Source organism: Gymnodinialimonas ulvae (assembly GCF_037543845.1).
Classification (GTDB): domain Bacteria; phylum Pseudomonadota; class Alphaproteobacteria; order Rhodobacterales; family Rhodobacteraceae; genus Gymnodinialimonas; species Gymnodinialimonas ulvae.
In genome coordinates, this window is record NZ_JBBIFX010000004.1 from 296,036 (window position 1) to 313,304 (window position 17,269).

The 17,269-nt window shown below is 63.3% G+C and carries 17 protein-coding genes; 1 reads left to right on the forward strand and 16 read right to left on the reverse strand.

The genetic code is table 11. The features are described from left to right. Positions 1–25 precede the first annotated feature (25 nt). Entirely contained in the window at positions 26–925 is a 900-nt protein-coding gene (gene folD / locus V8J83_RS18580) for a bifunctional methylenetetrahydrofolate dehydrogenase/methenyltetrahydrofolate cyclohydrolase FolD (RefSeq protein ID WP_339987993.1), read from the reverse strand. Next, on the reverse strand, positions 925–2,601 hold the full coding sequence (locus tag V8J83_RS18585; RefSeq protein ID WP_339987994.1) for a formate--tetrahydrofolate ligase: 1,677 nt from the start codon (positions 2,599–2,601) through the stop codon (positions 925–927). The genes folD and V8J83_RS18585 overlap by 1 nt, the downstream gene beginning before the upstream one ends. Before the next feature lie 395 nt (positions 2,602–2,996). On the opposite strand from V8J83_RS18585, the gene V8J83_RS18590 reads away from it, so the two are divergent. Continuing rightward, complete coding sequence (locus V8J83_RS18590) at positions 2,997–3,287, forward strand: sll1863 family stress response protein (RefSeq protein ID WP_339987995.1); 291 nt, start codon at positions 2,997–2,999, stop codon at positions 3,285–3,287. Positions 3,288–3,359: 72 nt separating this feature from the next. Here V8J83_RS18590 and ftsH read toward each other — a convergent pair whose 3' ends face one another. The 14 genes from ftsH to ruvB all read right to left on the reverse strand — a co-directional run bounded on the left by ftsH (position 3,360) and on the right by ruvB (position 17,252). Then, the gene (gene ftsH / locus V8J83_RS18595) at positions 3,360–5,273 is read right to left on the reverse strand and encodes an ATP-dependent zinc metalloprotease FtsH (protein ID WP_339987996.1); all 1,914 of its coding nucleotides are present in this window, start codon (positions 5,271–5,273) and stop codon (positions 3,360–3,362) included. Positions 5,274–5,348: 75 nt separating this feature from the next. After that, positions 5,349–6,629, reverse strand: a complete 1,281-nt coding sequence (tilS, locus tag V8J83_RS18600) for a tRNA lysidine(34) synthetase TilS (protein WP_339987997.1) — start codon at positions 6,627–6,629, stop codon at positions 5,349–5,351. Next, positions 6,626–7,477, reverse strand: a complete 852-nt coding sequence (ybgF, locus tag V8J83_RS18605) for a tol-pal system protein YbgF (protein ID WP_339987998.1) — start codon at positions 7,475–7,477, stop codon at positions 6,626–6,628. Before ybgF ends, tilS begins: the two co-directional genes overlap by 4 nt. Before the next feature lie 3 nt (positions 7,478–7,480). Next, on the reverse strand, positions 7,481–7,996 hold the full coding sequence (gene pal / locus V8J83_RS18610) for a peptidoglycan-associated lipoprotein Pal (RefSeq protein ID WP_439649803.1): 516 nt from the start codon (positions 7,994–7,996) through the stop codon (positions 7,481–7,483). A 69-nt stretch (positions 7,997–8,065) separates the two neighbouring features. Further along, a complete protein-coding gene (gene tolB / locus V8J83_RS18615; RefSeq protein ID WP_439649804.1) occupies positions 8,066–9,391 on the reverse strand; it encodes a Tol-Pal system beta propeller repeat protein TolB in 1,326 nt (441 codons plus the stop codon). 82 nt (positions 9,392–9,473) lie between these two features. Continuing rightward, entirely contained in the window at positions 9,474–9,878 is a 405-nt protein-coding gene (tolA, locus tag V8J83_RS18620; RefSeq protein ID WP_339988001.1) for a cell envelope integrity protein TolA, read from the reverse strand. Further along, positions 9,875–11,305 (reverse strand): hypothetical protein, encoded by a 1,431-nt coding sequence (locus V8J83_RS18625; RefSeq protein ID WP_339988002.1) that lies wholly within the window; start codon positions 11,303–11,305, stop codon positions 9,875–9,877. Before V8J83_RS18625 ends, tolA (V8J83_RS18620) begins: the two co-directional genes overlap by 4 nt. After that, entirely contained in the window at positions 11,302–12,471 is a 1,170-nt protein-coding gene (gene tolA, locus V8J83_RS18630; RefSeq protein ID WP_339988004.1) for a cell envelope integrity protein TolA, read from the reverse strand. Before tolA (V8J83_RS18630) ends, V8J83_RS18625 begins: the two co-directional genes overlap by 4 nt. Positions 12,472–12,478: 7 nt before the next feature. Next, on the reverse strand, positions 12,479–12,952 hold the full coding sequence (tolR, locus tag V8J83_RS18635) for a protein TolR (protein ID WP_339988005.1): 474 nt from the start codon (positions 12,950–12,952) through the stop codon (positions 12,479–12,481). Further along, positions 12,952–13,644 (reverse strand): protein TolQ, encoded by a 693-nt coding sequence (gene tolQ, locus V8J83_RS18640; RefSeq protein WP_339988006.1) that lies wholly within the window; start codon positions 13,642–13,644, stop codon positions 12,952–12,954. Before tolQ ends, tolR begins: the two co-directional genes overlap by 1 nt. 113 nt (positions 13,645–13,757) lie before the next feature. After that, on the reverse strand, positions 13,758–14,168 hold the full coding sequence (ybgC, locus tag V8J83_RS18645) for a tol-pal system-associated acyl-CoA thioesterase (protein ID WP_339988007.1): 411 nt from the start codon (positions 14,166–14,168) through the stop codon (positions 13,758–13,760). A 140-nt stretch (positions 14,169–14,308) separates the two neighbouring features. Next, positions 14,309–14,980: a hypothetical protein gene (locus V8J83_RS18650; RefSeq protein WP_339988008.1), complete on the reverse strand. Its 672-nt coding sequence runs from the start codon at positions 14,978–14,980 to the stop codon at positions 14,309–14,311. Next, positions 14,977–16,236 (reverse strand): Ivy family c-type lysozyme inhibitor, encoded by a 1,260-nt coding sequence (locus tag V8J83_RS18655; protein ID WP_339988009.1) that lies wholly within the window; start codon positions 16,234–16,236, stop codon positions 14,977–14,979. Before V8J83_RS18655 ends, V8J83_RS18650 begins: the two co-directional genes overlap by 4 nt. After that, a complete protein-coding gene (gene ruvB / locus V8J83_RS18660) occupies positions 16,233–17,252 on the reverse strand; it encodes a Holliday junction branch migration DNA helicase RuvB (protein ID WP_339988037.1) in 1,020 nt (339 codons plus the stop codon). Before ruvB ends, V8J83_RS18655 begins: the two co-directional genes overlap by 4 nt. Between the last annotated feature and the right edge of the window lie 17 nt (positions 17,253–17,269).

Genomic DNA, 17,269 nt, shown 5'->3' on the forward strand with positions numbered 1-17,269 from the left:
CGTCAGGCATGATCTCTGCACCGCGTTAAACGGTCAGGCCCTGCGGCTCCTCAAGCCCGTGCGCCCGGCAACAGGCCGTTAAGGTGTTGGCCAGCAAACAGGCGATGGTCATGGGACCGACCCCGCCCGGCACAGGTGTAACAGCGCCAGCGACCTCGACCGCTTCGGCGAAATCGACATCACCCAACAATTTGGATTTGCCCGGCTTTTCGGGATGCGGGATACGGGTGATGCCCACGTCGATCACGGTCGCACCCGGCTTTATCCAGTCGCCCTTCACCATCTCGGCCCGCCCCACGGCGGCGACCAGAATGTCGGCACGGCGGCACACCTCGGCCAGATCATTGGTCCGCGAATGCGCGATGGTCACTGTGCAATTCTCCTGCAACAAAAGCTGCCCCATCGGCTTGCCAAACAGGTTGGATCGGCCAATCACAACGGCGTCCTTACCGGACATATTGCCGACCTGATCGCGCAACAGCATCAGGCAACCCAGCGGCGTGCAGGACACCAACCCGGTCTCTCCGCTTGCCAGAAGTCCCGCATTCACCACGCTCAAGCCATCGACATCCTTTGACGGATCGATCCGCGCAACAACGCGCCGTTCATTCAGGTGATCGGGCACCGGAAATTGGCACAGAATGCCATGAACGCTTGCATCGGCGTTCAGTTGATCGATCAGGGCAAACAAAGCCTCTTCCGAAACATCCGCTGCCAGCCGATGCTCGAAGGAGGCCATGCCAACCTCGACCGTTTGCTTGTGCTTGGCGGCGACATAGACCTCGCTCGCCGGGTCTTCGCCGACAAGGATCACGGCCAGCCCTGGCGTGATCCCGTGGTCGGCCTTCAGCCGCGCGACATGATCCGCAATCTGCGCGCGGACATCGCCCGCGAAGGCCTTCCCGTCGATCGTCGTCGCCGTCATCAGAACAGCCCCTCGATCTGACCATCGTCGTTGAGGTGGATGGCTTCGGCAGAGGGGACCCGGGGGAGGCCAGGCATGGTCATGATCTCGCCACAGACCGCAACGACGAAGCCTGCGCCGGCCGACAGGCGCACTTCGCGCACCGGGACCGAATGGCCCGTGGGTGCGCCGCGCAGGTTCGGGTCGGTCGAGAAAGAGTACTGCGTCTTGGCCATGCAGACCGGCAGGTTACCGTAGCCCTGCTCCTCCCAGAGCTTCAGCTGGTCGCGGATCTTCTTGTCCATCAGTGCCTCGTCCGCGCGGTAGATACGCTTGGCAATGGTCTGGATCTTCTCGGCGAGGGGCATGTCATCGGGGTAGATCGGGGCGAAGTTCGCGGTATCCGCGTCGGCCAGTTCCGCCACTTTCGTCGCCAGATCAGCAGAGCCTTCGGAACCCAATTCCCAATGCCGGGACAGGACGGCTTCGGCGCCATGTTCGGACACGTACTCTTTGATCGCCTGCACCTCGGCGTCCGTGTCGGTGACGAAGTGGTTAATGGCGACCACGACCGGCACGCCGAAACTCTTGAGGTTCTCGATGTGGCGGCCCAGGTTTGGGCAACCCGCCTTCACCGCGTCCACGTTTTCCGCACCAAGGTCGGCCTTGGCCACGCCACCGTTCATCTTCATCGCCCGCACGGTCGCCACGCAGACCACCACCGACGGCGCCAGCCCGGCCTTGCGGCACTTGATGTTCATGAATTTCTCAGCGCCCAGATCGGCGCCAAACCCAGCTTCAGTGACCACGTAATCGCACAGCTTCAGCGCCGTGGTCGTGGCGATGACCGAGTTGCAGCCATGCGCGATGTTGGCAAACGGCCCCCCGTGCACGAAGGCGGGGTTGTTCTCCAGCGTCTGCACCAAGTTCGGCTGCATCGCATCCTTCAAAAGCACGGTCATCGCGCCATCGGCCTTGATGTCGCGCGCGAACACGGGGCTGCGATCGCGGCGATAGGCCACGATCATCGCGCCGAGCCTCTCCTGCAGATCCTTGAGATCTTTCGCCAGGCACAGGATGGCCATGACCTCGGAGGCCACGGTGATATCGAAGCCTGCCTCACGCGGGAAGCCGTTGGCCACGCCGCCAAGCGAGGCCGTGATCTGGCGTAGCGCACGGTCGTTCATGTCCACGACGCGGCGCCATTGCACCCGGCGGACGTCGATCTCGAGCTCATTGCCCCAGTAGATGTGGTTGTCAATCATCGCGCTGAGCAACGAATGCGCGGAGGTGATCGCGTGGAAATCACCCGTGAAGTGGAGGTTCATCTCCTCCATCGGAACGACCTGGGCGTAGCCGCCACCCGCCGCGCCGCCCTTCATCCCGAAGTTCGGCCCGAGAGAAGCCTCCCGGATACACACCATCGCGTTCTTGCCGATCCGGTTCAGGCCGTCGCCCAGACCCACGGTCGTCGTCGTTTTGCCCTCACCCGCCGGTGTCGGGTTGATCGCGGTAACAAGGATCAGCTTGCCGTTGGCGCGATCCTGCACGGAATTGATGAAGGATTGGCTCACCTTTGCCTTGTCGTGGCCATAGGGCAGAAGGTCGTCCGACCCGATCCCGATCTTCGACCCGATCTCCTGGATCGGTTTCTTCTGCGCCTCGCGGGCGATTTCAATGTCGGATTTGTAGCCCATGGCGCGCGTCTCCCTCGCGAAAAAACCGGTCTCTACTCGCCTATAACGGGCGGGCCACAGAGCGACAGGGCCAATTCCGACATTTTCACAGAGCAACCCGTCATGGACAGACACGGGGTTTCCGAAAGGAAAATTCGCAGGATGCGGGGAACCGGACCGTGAAATGCACCGTTTCTTAACGGAACCGATATCTAAATATGTGTGTATTGATGCAATGGGGGAATGAAGATGCAAGTCAATGCAATCAGCCTGATGATCCTCACCGGCCTCGCCATGGGCATGAGCGCCGGAGTTATGCTACTGGCCGTCGCCTGACGCCAGCATGGCCGGACTGCGCGCCCCGTGACGTCCCCGCATTTCGTGGTAGTGTCGGTGTGTCAACACGGAGAAGACACATGAACGACCCGAAAGACTTCATGGCTCAAGCCAAGGCTCAGATGGAGAATTGGACTGCCGAGATGGGCAAAATGCAATCCAAGATGATGGAAGCCGGTGCCCAGGGGCAGGCCGAGATGGCCAAGCAAATCGACACGCTCAACGATCAACGCAAGCATGTCGAAGCTCAGATGGAAGAACTTGGCAAAGCCAACATGGATGCCGCCAAGGAGATGCAGGCGAGTGTTCAGAAAATGTGGACCGACCTGGACGCCCAGATGAAAGACATGCAGAAGAAATTCATGGGGTAACCCCGCACAGTCACAAAGAGAAAAGCCCCGGTCCATCGACCGGGGCTTTTCTATGAAATGTGTCCGATCGGATCAGGCCGTCGGTTCCGGCTCCATGTCACCGGACGGTTTGGATTTCGGCGGCAGCTTCGGGATGGCCGTCACCGAAGGCGTCCCGCCCGAGGTTGGCGCCTCGTCATCGTCGTCGCCGCGGTTCAACGCTTCGCCAGCGATGACCTTACCGATTTCCTTGCCGGTCAGCGTCTCGTATTCCAGCAAGCCTTGGGCCAAACGTTCCAGATCATCGCGCTTTTCAGTGAGAACACGCTTCGCCGTCTCGTAGCCTTCGTCCACCAATTCCTTGACCTTATCGTCAATAACCTTCTGCGTCGCAGCGGAGTGGGTCGTCCCACCACCATACGAGCCAAGATGTGATTGCTGTTCGTTGGCGTAGTCGACGAAGCCAAGCTCCTCAGCGTATCCGAACTGCGTGACCATGGCGCGGGCAATGCGCGTCACCTGCTGGATGTCCGATGCCGCGCCCGACGTGATGTTCTCTTTGCCGAACACCAGTTCCTCCGCCACACGCCCACCCATCGCCATGGCAATCTTGGACGTATATTTGCGGTACGATACGCTCAATTGATCGCGTTCCGGCAGCGACAGAACCAGACCCAGCGCACGGCCGCGCGGGATGATTGTCGCTTTGTGGATCGGGTCGTGGTCCGGCACGTTGAGGCCAACAATCGCGTGCCCCGCTTCGTGATACGCGGTCAGCTTCTTCTCGTCCTCGGTCATGACCATGGACCGACGCTCGGCACCCATCATGACCTTGTCCTTGGCATTCTCGAAGTCTTCCATCGTCACGAACCGCCGGTTCACCCGCGCCGCCATCAGCGCCGCTTCGTTCACCAGGTTTGCAAGATCTGCGCCCGAGAAACCGGGCGTGCCGCGGGCGATGATGCGCAGATCCACATCGGGGCCAAGCGGCACCTTGCGGGCATGCACCCCGAGGATCCGCTCGCGGCCCTTGATGTCGGGGTTCGGCACCTGCACCTGACGGTCGAAGCGACCGGGGCGCAGAAGCGCGGGGTCAAGCACGTCGGGGCGGTTGGTCGCCGCGATGATGATGATGCCTTCGTTGGCCTCAAAGCCATCCATTTCGACCAGAAGCTGGTTCAACGTCTGTTCACGCTCGTCGTTGCCGCCGCCGTAGCCAACGCCACGTGACCGGCCCACGGCGTCGATTTCGTCGATGAACACGATGCAGGGCGCGTTTTTCTTGGCCTGTTCGAACATGTCGCGCACACGGGACGCGCCGACACCAACGAACATTTCAACGAAGTCCGAGCCCGAAATGGTGAAGAATGGCACGCCCGCCTCACCTGCAATCGCACGGGCGAGAAGCGTCTTACCGGTTCCCGGAGGCCCCACCAGAAGCGCACCTTTGGGGATCTTGCCGCCAAGGCGCGAAAACTTCTGCGGATTGCGCAGGAACTCAACGATCTCTTCAAGCTCGTCCTTGGCCTCGTCGATGCCGGCCACATCGTCGAACGTGACGCGGCCCTGCTTTTCGGTCAGCAACTTGGCCTTGGACTTGCCAAAGCCCATCGCGCCGCCACGTCCTCCGCCCTGCATCCGATTCATGAAGAAAATCCAGATGCCGATCAGGACCAGAACCGGCAGCCAGAGCGACAGAACGCTCAGGAAACCAGATTGCTGCTGCGCTTCGGCTTCGATGCGCACGTCGTTGGACAAAAGTGTTTGCGTCGGTTCAGCGTCGCCCGGCGCGATGGTCGTGAAGGTACCGTCACTGGTTGTGAACTGCACATTCTCGCCATCGAGCGTGGCCGAGGAAACCGACCCGTTTTCAACGGATTGTACGAATTCGGAATACGGCACCGTGCGGTCGTTCACCTGGCTTTGACCGCCAGAGAACAAGTTGAACAGCGCCAGGATCAACAGGAACAGAATGACCCAGAATGCGATATTTCTCGCGTTACCCAACGGAGATCTCCTCGAAACGAGTAAGGGCGAACCGATGTCCGCGTTGCGCCTAAGATAAGCTTTGAGGGGGCAAGTTCAACGCGATTCAAGGAATGTGATGAATTGTCCCGCCGGCGGCGACAGTTGCACCTGACATCCCGGATGCCTTTCTGCCGGATACCAATCGACCAGCCGTTCCCCATCAAAGAGCGCTGGCAGACAAATTGCGGCGTCGTGGGGAGGCGGGTTTTCCGGTTTCTGCTCAGCCTGTTGCCACCCGTCAGAACCAAGCGCACGCAGCGTAAGAGCGCGCGTTTTTTGATCGGTGGAGACGCGCCAACGCCCGTCCCAAATCACAGCATCATCGCCAAGGGATACCGAAAGATGGCGGATCGCGGCGTATTCCCGGCACACCCGAATGTGTTTCGCACCCACAAGCAAGCGCGCGCCGTGCAATGTGCTGCCACCGCCCGACATTGCACGGTCCAATACGTCTTCCAGAGCGCGGGCGCGCGGCCGGTAAACGGCCGAGGACACCCATTGCAAAGCGGCGGCCACAAGGCGCAGTTGCGTATCACGCTCCACCGCGGTGAAGGGATCGCGGTCGATCAAAAGGTCCCCCGTGGGCATTCCCGCCCATGTGTCTTCGCGGACACACGCCCGCCCGGCATCAGCCGCCCGTCGCCACAGCGCCTTGGACGCCCGCGACATGCGGCTGGCAGTGGTTGCAAGCGTGTCGGCATCGATCCCCAAAGTGGCCAAGGCTTGCCGCGCCTTGACCCGATCAAATCGCATATCGCTGTTTGACGGATCATCGACATAGGGAACCTGCAACGTATTGATATGATGGCGCAGATCGCTCCGCGCCTCTTGCAGCAGGGGGCGCACCACCTTGAAGGCACCGCGCGTGCCTTGGATCGTGCGCAACTCTTCCATCGCCGATAACCCCTCAACCCCTGAGCCGCGGGCCAGTCGCATCAGGAAGGTTTCGGCAACATCGTCCCGTGTGTGAGCCATAAGGACGTGCGTGATTTCGCCTCGCCACGCGTCCATCAGATCAAGCCGCGCGCGGCGCGCCGCGTCCTGCAGATTGCCCTGCCCGTCCCACGACCAACGCAAAGTGGCATGCGCATGACCAAGCTCCGCGCATTCCGCAGCTACCATTTCGGCCTCCGCAGCACCGTCGGCACGCAACCCGTGATCCACCGTCACGACCCATAAACGCACGCCAAACACCCGCGCCCATTCATGCGCGAGGGCCAGCATCGCCATGCTGTCGCCTCCGCCCGAGACGGCCAGCGCGATAACAGTGGGGAAATCGGGCCCGAGCAGTTGACCCATACGGGCGGCAAACCGCTCGGGCAGCGTGTCGTTCACTGGCAGCCCAGGCGCCCGCGTTCCGCTTCGGCTTCCGCGACCGAAGCACTGCCGGGGTAGCGGGTGGCCACTTCGGCAAGCGTCAGGCAAGCCTCATCCGTTTGTCCGATCTGCGCAAGAGCAACGCCCAGAGATGTCAGGGCAATCGGCGCGCGTTGCCCATCGGGCGCGGCGCTGAAGCTGTCCAGAAAGGCGCGCGCGGCATCGCTCCAGCGGCCTTGGTTGGCCTCGGCCTCACCGCGCAGATAATGCGCGTCCGCCGAAAGCGGCCCGCCCGGGTAATTGTTCGTGAAGGCTTCGAACATCACCGCCGCGTCCGCGAAGTCACCGGCCTCGAACGCGGTGCGGGCGCGGTTGAAATCCTCTTCCTCGGCCACGGCCAGGTTCGCCCCGCCGGTGTCGGGCAGCGTCGAGCTCGCAACCTCGCCACCGCTTGGGGCCGGAGCCGGAGCCGCGCCACCCGATGCCGGCGTGACACCGCCCAAGGAGGGCGTGTCGCCCAAGGTGGCAATGTCGCAGTCCGCTTCCAACTCGCACAGCCGGAACTCCAGATCGCCGATCCGGTTTGTCCCGTCGCGCACGACACCGTCCAGATCAAGCTGGATCCGTTCTGTCAGCGCGGTCAGGCGCTGGACCTCGGCCTCGATGGCGTTCACCCGGTCGATGGTGCCACCCGTTGCACCCGACCCGCTGGCCCCGCCGGTCGTGTTCAGCTGTCCACGCAGGCGTTGAATCTCAACGAACAGAACCGAAAGCTCCTGCCGGATATCCGCCAGCGTCTGCGCCCGGTCCTGCGCAAGCGCGGGCCCCGTCACAAGAAGCGCGCACACGGCAATAACAAATCGCATGGGTTACGCTCCCAGCCCTGCCGAAATCACGGTGACCGAACGGCGGTTCTGACTGTAGCAGGCCTCGGTCGAACAAATCTCGATCGGGCGTTCCTTGCCGTAGGAAATCGTGCGTAGACGCGTGCCCGGCACCCCGCGCGAGATCAGGTATTCCTGCACCGCCGCCGCACGCCGTGCACCGAGTGCAAGGTTGTATTCGCGCGTGCCTTGCTCATCCGCGTGCCCTTCGATCAGAGCCGTGAACTCGGGGTTCGACATCAGCCAGTCGGCCTGACCATTCAGGATCGTCTGCGCCTCGGGCGACAGGGTAGATTGATCAACGGCAAACAGCACGCGATCGCCCACAACCTGGTTGAAATAGGCCGAGCTCGTCGGGTCATTTACCCCACCCGCGCCCGCAGCGCCTGCGCCATCCGCGCCCAGGGCCCCGTCGCCCCGGAACCCGCCCTGCGAACAGGCCGCCAGTGCCAGCGTGCTTACCAAAAGGACCACTGGGGCCTTGCGAAAGAAAGATGTCATCATTGCTCTGATCCTCGGACCTTGTTTTTTTGTCTTATACCACGTGGGACACACCCACGCCAATCACGGTTAACTTTGCAGCGGTCCCCACGCCGGATCCGATGCCATGCCGGGCGTCGCCACCCGTTGCAGGTTCCGGCCCGAGATGTCGACCGAATAGACCGCCGGCGCGCCATCGTCGCCCGGCGTCTCGCGGGTGAACATGATGACCCTGCCGTTCGGTGCCCAGGTCGGGCCCTCGTCCAAAAACGAGGACGTCAGCAACCGCTGCTCGGATCCGTCGGTGCGCATCACGCCTATGTGGAAGCGCCCGTCCGCCTGATAGGTGAACGCGATGTAATCGCCGCGCGGGCTCCAGACCGGGGTACCATAACGGCCCGCCCCGGTCGAAATCCGCCGCCCTTCGCCGCCACCCGCCGGCATTACGTAAATCTGCTGCCCGCCGGTGCGGTCGCTTTCAAACACGATCTGGCTGCCATCGGGGCTGAACGATGGCGCGGTTTCAATCGCTGGCGATCCCGTCAGCTGGCTGCGGGTTCCCGTCGCCAGATCAACGCCGTAGATATCGGAATTGCCGCCCTGCTCAAGGCTCAGGACTACGTTCTGCCCCGAGGGCGTGAAGCGGGGGCTGAACGTCATGTTGCCGCCCGAAATGGCCTCCAACGGGCGGCGCTGCACACTGGCGACATCCATGATGTAGACCTGCGGAAAGCCGCTCTCGTAGCTGGTGTAAAGCAACCGGTCGCCCGAAGGCGAGAAGCGCGGCGCAAGCACAAGCGACCGCGAATCCGTCAGGTATTGCACGTTCGCGCCGTCGTAATCCATGATCGCCAACCGCTTGAGGCGTGCGTTCTTCGGCCCCTCTTCGTGGATGAACGCCACGCGCGTGTCGAAATAGCCGCTCTCGCCCGTGATCCGGCTATACACCTGATCGGCCACGTTATGGGCCATGCGCCGCCAACTGTCAGCGGGCCCCACGAATTGAAGCCCCTCGCCCAACGGCGCCTGGCTGAACACATCGAACAGGCGGAAGCGCACGGCGATGTTGCCGTCGCCGCGGTCCTCGACCTCCCCGGTGATCAGCGCCTGCGCATTGATCGCCTGCCAATCGGGATAGCTGACCTCGGCGTTGAAGCTGGTGACCTGGCTGATGTAGGCGTCCGGCGGGATTTGCCGGAACAGCCCCGTCCCGCGCAGATCGGCTGCAATCACGCGACTGATATCCGCCGCTGCGTCGCTGGCACCGATGAACGTGGGCAAGGCAAACGGCAGCGGCTCGATCACGCCTTCGGTGATCTCAAGGCGCAGCGGACCGTTTTGGGCCAAGCTCACATGCGGCAACACGGTTGAGGCCAAAAGCAGCCCGGATGAACCGATGAAATTCCGGCGTGTCAGCATAACACCACCTCTTTTTTGCTGGGGCGCACACGGCGGCGCGCGGTATCTGGGGCAATATCTGGGAAGGTTTGGACCATGTTCAACGCACCCTCATGCCACTTGGGTCAAACGTGACTTCGACGTGTTCCCACGACGCAAACGCGGCAGCCGGAAGATCGTAGCCACCCGCACCACATCGGATCACCGCACGACGGGCGGCCTGAAACGCCAACTCTGTATGGGCCGCATCCTGCGACGATGTCTCGACCAATTCCAAACTATCCGCCACGGGCACGCCAGTCGGAGCCATCGTGAACCGAACGCGCATAACTATGTCCTGCGCGTCGGCTGGCAAGGCACCCACGTTCCAACAGGCCTGCATCTGCGTCCTGAACGCGGCGGCGTCCTGCTCGGTCAAGCCACTCCCATCCAGTGCAGTGGCTTGAGCCATTGCAGGGCCCGCCAGCAGGCCCGCACAAATCAGACGATACACAAAGCCCATCATCTCAAGCGCACCCCGGTTCGATCAAACACAAGGGTCGCGGCGGCTGTTGCGGGCGCACCTTCCGTGGCCTCGGCGCAGGCGATCAACGCCCCGCGCGCCGCGTGATAGGCCTCCGCCGCCGACGACGACATGACGTTCGAGAACCCGGTCAACCGGATGCTGTGCGCGGCGGGCATGTTCATCTCGTCCAACGCAACCTCAACCGACAGGCTGGCCCAGGCGGCATCGGCGGCGAGGTCGGCAAACTGCCAGCAGATCTCGGCCTCCGTCACAAGCCGCGCCAGTGCCGTTGCGTCAGGGGTCGGCAAGTCCGGATCGCCCTCGGGATCCCGCGGCGGTTCATCGGCCAATGGCATATCCGGCAGGGACAACGGGTCCAGTGGGTGCGGCGCGCTTCCTGGATCACCCAGCAAGACTGCGGCCATGCGCTCCAACACCTGCACGGGCGGGCGCGTCGTGCGATCCTGGCTCTGCGGACCAGCGGGCAAAGACCCGCGCGGCAGCGCGAAATAAGGAAACGGGTCGGGCGTGGGCAAGGTGGTAAACGCCACCGGCGCGACCCGGCTCGGAGGTATGCTTACACCGGGCATCAGCGCCGCCGAAACGGTCACGAATGCGGGTGGTTGCGGGGTGTCCATGGTCTCCTGCACGGCTGGCTCATCCGATTGCGGGCCGGGGGCAACCGGAGCACGGTCCTGCCGGGGCACGGCGAACGCTGCCGGTTGCACATCGGGCCGCGCGGCAGACAGCGGACCGGGCAAATGCACCGCGGATCGCGACGCGGGCGGCATGCGGGGGGTGATGTTTGCGACGGTTTCCGTCGCTGTCGGTGTCGGCGCACGTCTAACATCAGAGGGTGTAACCGTGGGCTCCAAAACAAGTGACGGCGCAGGCGACGGGTTCGGCAGCACAGCAGCCGCGATCACAACTTCTTGCACCGCCTCCTCGACCGGCAGAACCAGTGCGGCCGGCGCGTCAACCGCAATCTCGCGGGGTCGCTGCGCCGGACGCGGCCCGGCGGTGTCCGCATCCACAACGATCACAACGACCTCTTCCTGTTCTGGGGTCACTTCGACGACATTCTCGGCAACGTTTAGGTTCGTGGGGCGCGGCTCGGGGCGCGGCGGCGGCTGTCTCGTCGCATCGGCCGCAACCCCGACCCTTGCATCTCCAACCGGCTGATATTCGAGGAACACACCCTGTCCGCCGCTCGTCGCCTCCAGCAACACGCCGTCAGACGCCTCGCCGGTGATCAGCGGGCCGAATTCCGGCACGGTCAGAACCTGCGCTTCCTCCGCTGTGACCTGCTCAACGGTGATCAAAACGCGTGAACCGTCCGATGACGTCGATTGCGCGGCCACGGGGGCGGCAAGCGGGGCGATGCCCACCGTTAAGGCCAAAGCAAAGGCGGTTCGAACATACCTCATCGCAGACGCATCCCTTCGGGATTGAACACCAACTCGACCTGTTGCCAGCGCCCGTAGCTTTCTTCGGGTAGGCCATAGCCATTTGCTCCGCACCGTATGATCGCCCGCCGCGCCGCCTCATAGGCCTGCAACGCCGCCGCCTCTGATCCGCCGGTGAACTCGATCATACGGATCGTTCCGGTCTCGGGCCGCGCGTCGGTTGTCATGTCGAAACCCACCACCACGGTTGTGCCCAAGGCCTCCGTCGACAACGATCCGACGTTCCAACATGAACTCACCGCTACGCGGAACCCATCCCGCACACCCTGGCTCAGCGGCGGACCGGCGGGCGCAGAAACGGTTGCCGTCGCAGGCGTGTCCACCGCCTCGGCCACGGCCCCGGCAATCGCAGCAGCCAGCGGGTCTTCCTCCGCCACAACGTCTTCGGTCGGCGCCTCAGCCACACTCTCGTCGGTGGGGGCGGGATCTTCCGCTTCGGCCACGGCCTCCTCGACCGGCTCTTCCACGGGCGCGGGGCGTGCGGGCCGTGCCGTTGGCCGGACGGAGGCCGTTGGCGCCAGCGCCGCCGCGGGCTCCTCGGCTTCGGTCACAATCTCGGTTGTGGCCTCCTCCGGCGCGGTCTCCGTCACCTCTTCGACCGGGGCTTCCTCGGCCACAGCCTCTTCGGTGGGTTGCTCCAATACCTCAGGCGCGGTCTCAACGTCCGGCTCGGGAAGCGGCGCGGCCTCCGGAGCCACGCGCGGGGCCTCTTCCGGTGTCGGTGTGTCCGACGGCTCGGCGTCTGGCGCATCGGGCGGCGGGGCCAGAACGGCGACCTCGTCGCTGACCTGCGTGTCGGGCACTGGGTCTACCGGTACGGGATCGCTTTCGGGCGCGGGCGCTCCGGTCTCGACGGGTTGTTCGGTCACTGGCGGCGGCGTTTCAAAGGCCGGGATCTCGGGCGCTTCGGTGACTTGCGGCAAGGCCGGCGTCTCAAGCGCTTCGATCACTGCAGGTTCATCGCCGGCCCCGCTGGTCAGCGCCTCGAACTCGTCTGTGGTGATCAACGCCACACCCGTCACTTCGAACTCGACCTCCGGGCTGCGCTCGAACAAGAGCCCGCCAAAGGCCACCCATCCAAGGATGCCCACATGGATCGCGGCTGAGGCATAGAGCGACCGGCGCATCTGCGTCTCACTCCTCCTGGCCATCCAGCGTCGGACCGCCGGAATCCGTCACCAGACCGATCTCGCGGAATCCGGCGGCATTCAATGCGCCCATCACCTGCATCACCTGCTCATAGGGAATGCCGCCATCAGCGCGCACGAAAATGCGCGGGCTGTCGCGTTCTGCGGCAATTGCCTGCAGGCGCGGGATGATCTCTTCGCGGGTCACTTCCGTGGTCTGCAACATCACCCGACCGTCAGAGGCCAGCGTCACGGTAAGAGGCTCTTCCTCTTCGCTCGGCAAGGCCTCGGCGGAGGTATCGGGCAGGTCAATCGGCACGCCCACCGTCATCAAGGGGGCTGCCACCATAAAGATGATCAAAAGGCACAACATCACGTCCACGAAAGGCGTGACGTTGATCTCGGACATCGGGCGCGCACCTCTGCGGCCCCGACCCCTGCGGCGACGTTGACCGCCGCCCTGCTGGACGGACGCCCCCATCAGTCGAGCTGCCGACTGAGCAGGGTGGAGAATTCGTCGGCGAAGCTTTCGTAATTGCCGATAATCTCATCGGCGTCACTCGACAGCTTGTTGTAAAGGATCACCGCCGGGATTGCCGCCAGTAGGCCAAGTCCGGTGGCCAGAAGCGCCTCCGCGATGCCGGGGGCGACCACGGCAAGCGAGGTTTGCCCGGAAATCGCGATCTCCTGAAACGAGCGCATGATGCCCCAGACGGTGCCGAAAAGGCCAACGAACGGTGCGGTGGCGCCGGTTGTGGCGAGAAAGTTCAATCCGTTGGTCATCCGCTGGCTTTCGCGCGCGATGGCGACATCCATGGAGCGGTCCACGCGCTGCTGTACGCCTGGGATCAAGGCGCCATCATCGCGCAACGAGCGGCGCCATTCGGTCATGCCCGCGACGAAGACCCGCTCGGACGCGGATCCCGGTGTATCAGCGACCTGATCATAGAGTTCATCGAGCGGCTCGCCGGACCAGAACGCCGCGTCAAACGTCGCCGCATTGGTGCGGGATCGACGGAACATGGAGAATTTCGTGAAGGCAATCGCCCAGACCCAAACGGAGGCGACGATCAACGCCAGCATCACAAGCTGAACGATGAAACTTGCACGGAAGAATAGGGCGACGAGGGTGAAATCCGCCTCGTTCGCCAAAGCGAGCGTCTCTGTTTCCATGAGCTTTTTGCTGTCCTCTGCCCGGCCTCAAACATAAAGGGCGCGATTTTTTGGTGCGCCTCATTTGATGATGAGTTTATCAGCAAAAAAGGGGTATGGCGAACACTTCTGTGTCACACGCCGCGACTTGCCGTAAGCGCTGTGACTTTTGCGCGGATATCCGCCGGAAGCCGGGCGGCGCGACCCTGTTCATTGAGAATGACGACCGTGATACGCGCCTCCATAAGGACCTCATCACCGCGCAGGATGCGTTGCGGCATGTCGAAAGAGGCGCCTTTGAGGCGATCGAGGCGGGTTTCGATGACGAGTTCATCGTCATAACGGGCCGGTTTGAGGTAATCGGCTTCGACGCGGCGGACGGCGAAGACGAGGCCCGCAGTTTTCATGTCGAGCTGGCTGATGCCTGCGGCGCGGACCATTTCGGAGCGGCCGCGTTCGAGATATTTGAGGTAATTCGCATAGTAGACGATTGCCGCCAGATCGACGTCTTCGTAATACACGCGGAGGGGCCAGTGATGGATCATGGGGGCCATTGGTCGGGGATTGCAGCCGCGCCGTCAAGAGCGGGTATCACGCGTGCACCATTGGCCATGTCGCTGTTTAATAAAGAAAAACCGGTTCTTCTTTACCAAATATTCACCCGCCACAACACCAGATCCGCCCCTCAATGACCCTGCCCCGCCCCGGCGGCGATGCGGGCCGAAAGCCGCAATGCAAAGGCTGCATCCGATGCCGCGACCGGCAAAATCGGATCATAGCCCGCGCGGATCACATCGGCGATTTCAGGGCGCAAAACGGCAGCGCCGTTTTCCAGCACTACCAGCGGCGAGGCGCCCAGAAAGGCGGTGTCGGACCACAGCAGGATGGTTTGCACAACCTGGCTCAGCGCGATGGTCTCGGCGGGCACGGCAGACATCGCCATGTCCATGCGAATGAAGACAAACGCGGCCTTGATCCCGCCATCGGTGTCGAAGCGGAAAGACCGGTATTGGTTGGCATCGGCGCGCTTCAGACGGTCCACGGTCGATGCGAGATCAGGGATCAAACGATCCAGGTTCGGCGTTTCGACCAATTCGTCCCAATCGCGGATGAAGAAGATCATCAGGTTCGCACCCAGTTCCGGGTCCGTCTCGGCCATTTGATGGCCTGCTAGGGCGACCACGGCCTCGATCGCACCCTTGAGAATGCTGACCGTCGTATCCTCCACCCCGAAGACGACGGGCGCGATCGGCCGCCCCCAGCGGGCGAACAGGAACTGCCCATCGGCACGGGTAAAGTACGCCTCGATGGCGACAGGATCAGCCGTGGCAATGGGCGCGGAGGCCGGGTCGCTCAATTTCCGTGCTCCGCGATGAAGGCGGCCACGGTCGGATCATCGACCGCACCAAAGCCGGTCACATAGGACGGGGTGCCGCGCAGAATGGCCGCAGCGACGGCTCCGTCAGAGATCCGCACGGCCCAGACCCCGCGCGCATCACCGCAATTATGCCGCTGGCAGGAGCCGGTGAGGACCCAATCGCCGCGCTGCTCGATCTGACTGCCGAAGCTCATCACACCGGCCAGTTCCTGCACGTCCTGGGGCGACATCACTGCACCCATCCGCGCGCGTTCCGAGGCATCCTGAAACATCTCCCAGGAATTGCGACCGATCCAGCGGGTGACATCCGCACCAGCCCCGGCGGGCGCGGCGGCGGCCTCTGGGACCAAAACGGAGGCAAGCGTGACCCCATCCCAGGTGAAGGTTTCGCGCGCTATGCCCAGATCGCCGTGGGTCATATCAAGGACCAGCGCGTTATTTTCAACGCGCACATCCGCAATCCCGCGGCACGCATCAAGCCGCGGGGCGAATACGGTGCCCGCGGCGCTCAGCTGGATCAGGAACCACTCCTGAAAGCCGCCGCACATGTTGCCGCTATGGTTTGACGAGACGATGACCCAATCGCGGTCCGTGCCCTCATATAGGCCCCGGATCCAGAATTTTTCGGCGGTGCCCGCGCTCTGGATCGGCGTGCCGTCCTGGATCAGGACCTGCTCCCACTGACCTTGATTCTGCGCCCAGATCCGCCCGAAACGGGTCGTGACATTGGCCGATTGCGCCATGCGGACCGGCAGCGTTGCGGGGGGCGTCGGGGCGGTGTCGGCGGTGCCTGTGTGAAGCTCCTGACCGTCAAAAGTGTAGGTTTCCGGCGTCACGCCGCTGCCGCCGAGGGTAACTTGCACCTGCCCGGGCAGGACCTGCATATCCACCGGCTCTGCGCTGCAGGACCCAAACGGCGCGCTGAAGCCGAGCCCCCGGGGTGTGGCAGCCAACAGGCGGAAATTGCGTTCGCACTGATCATGGAACTGCGGCCCCTCGATCAGCGCCCAATCGACCTCGGCATCGGCAAGACCTGCGGTTGCGCGGATCTGGAACCTTGTGGCGTAGAGTTGATCGTAGGTCAGACCATCGAAGAAGATGAAATTGTCGACCTCGCCGCCGACCACCTGCAGGCTGCCGAAACGGGTTTCGACAACATCGTCGGAGCCGAACGGGATTTGGGCCGCCGTGGTCGTGGCCCAGATCGACAGCAAAACGCACAATAGAATTCTCATAACAACTCCCCCTGATCCGGTCGCTTCGGGGCGGCGAGGCCGAGATGGCTCCACCCCTTATGGGCCAGCATTCGACCCCGGGGCGTGCGCGCGATCAAGCCCTGTTGCAGCAGGAACGGCTCGATCACCTCTTCAAGCGCATCGCGGGGTTCGGCCAGCGCGGCGGCGATGGTTTCAATGCCCACGGGGCCGCCGTGGTAGTTTTCGGCGATCAGGTTGAGGTAGCGGCGGTCGGCCCCATCCAGGCCCAATGCGTCAACGCCAAGCCGGGTCAGCGCGCTGTCGGCAATCGCACGGCCGAGCCGTCCGTCCCCTTCGACCACGGCGAAATCTATGACCCGGCGCAGAAGGCGGCCCGCGATGCGCGGCGTGCCCCGGGCGCGTTTGGCGATTTCGCGCGTGCCATCGGAATCGGCGGAGATACCGGCAAGGCGGGCGCCGCGAGCGACGATAAGGTCCAGCTCATCCTCGGTGTAGAAATTGAGCCTTGTGGGGATGCCGAAGCGGTCGCGCAGCGGCGTGGTCAGCAGGCCGAGGCGCGTGGTGGCGCCAACGAGAGTGAAGGGTTGCAGTTCGATCCGGACGGTCCGCGCAGCGGGGCCTTCGCCGATAACGAGATCGAGTTCGAAGTCTTCGAGCGCGGGATAAAGCACCTCTTCCACGGCGGGGTTGAGGCGGTGGATTTCGTCGATGAACAACACATCGCGCGCTTCGAGATTGGTGAGGATCGCTGCCAGATCGCCCGCCTTGGCCAGCACCGGGCCCGAGGTCATCCGAAAGCCAACGCCAAGCTCTTTCGCCATGATCTGCGCCAGCGTGGTCTTGCCAAGGCCCGGGGGGCCGTGAAACAGGACGTGGTCCATTGCCTCGCCGCGCCGCTTTGCGCTTTCGATGAAGACGCGCAGGTTCGCGCGCGCCTCTTCCTGCCCGGTGAAATCATCCAGGGTTTGGGGGCGCAGGGCGCGGTCATCCTCGGGCAGTTTGTCCGGGCGCAGGGTCGGGTCGGAATCCGTCATATCCATCGCTTATGTCC

Coding starts and splice junctions, on each gene's coding strand:
- tolQ (WP_339988006.1), bottom strand. CDS start 13,644: ATGGAAACAGAGACGCTCGCTTTGGCGAACGAGGCGGATTTCACCCTC.
- V8J83_RS18625 (WP_339988002.1), bottom strand. CDS start 11,305: ATGAGGTATGTTCGAACCGCCTTTGCTTTGGCCTTAACGGTGGGCATC.
- ybgF (WP_339987998.1), bottom strand. CDS start 7,477: ATGCGATTTGTTATTGCCGTGTGCGCGCTTCTTGTGACGGGGCCCGCG.
- V8J83_RS18585 (WP_339987994.1), bottom strand. CDS start 2,601: ATGGGCTACAAATCCGACATTGAAATCGCCCGCGAGGCGCAGAAGAAA.
- folD (WP_339987993.1), bottom strand. CDS start 925: ATGACGGCGACGACGATCGACGGGAAGGCCTTCGCGGGCGATGTCCGC.
- ruvB (WP_339988037.1), bottom strand. CDS start 17,252: ATGACGGATTCCGACCCGACCCTGCGCCCGGACAAACTGCCCGAGGAT.
- V8J83_RS18655 (WP_339988009.1), bottom strand. CDS start 16,236: ATGAGAATTCTATTGTGCGTTTTGCTGTCGATCTGGGCCACGACCACG.
- tolR (WP_339988005.1), bottom strand. CDS start 12,952: ATGGGGGCGTCCGTCCAGCAGGGCGGCGGTCAACGTCGCCGCAGGGGT.
- ybgC (WP_339988007.1), bottom strand. CDS start 14,168: ATGATCCATCACTGGCCCCTCCGCGTGTATTACGAAGACGTCGATCTG.
- pal (WP_439649803.1), bottom strand. CDS start 7,996: ATGACATCTTTCTTTCGCAAGGCCCCAGTGGTCCTTTTGGTAAGCACG.
- V8J83_RS18590 (WP_339987995.1), top strand. CDS start 2,997: ATGAACGACCCGAAAGACTTCATGGCTCAAGCCAAGGCTCAGATGGAG.
- tolA (WP_339988004.1), bottom strand. CDS start 12,471: ATGCGCCGGTCGCTCTATGCCTCAGCCGCGATCCATGTGGGCATCCTT.
- tolA (WP_339988001.1), bottom strand. CDS start 9,878: ATGATGGGCTTTGTGTATCGTCTGATTTGTGCGGGCCTGCTGGCGGGC.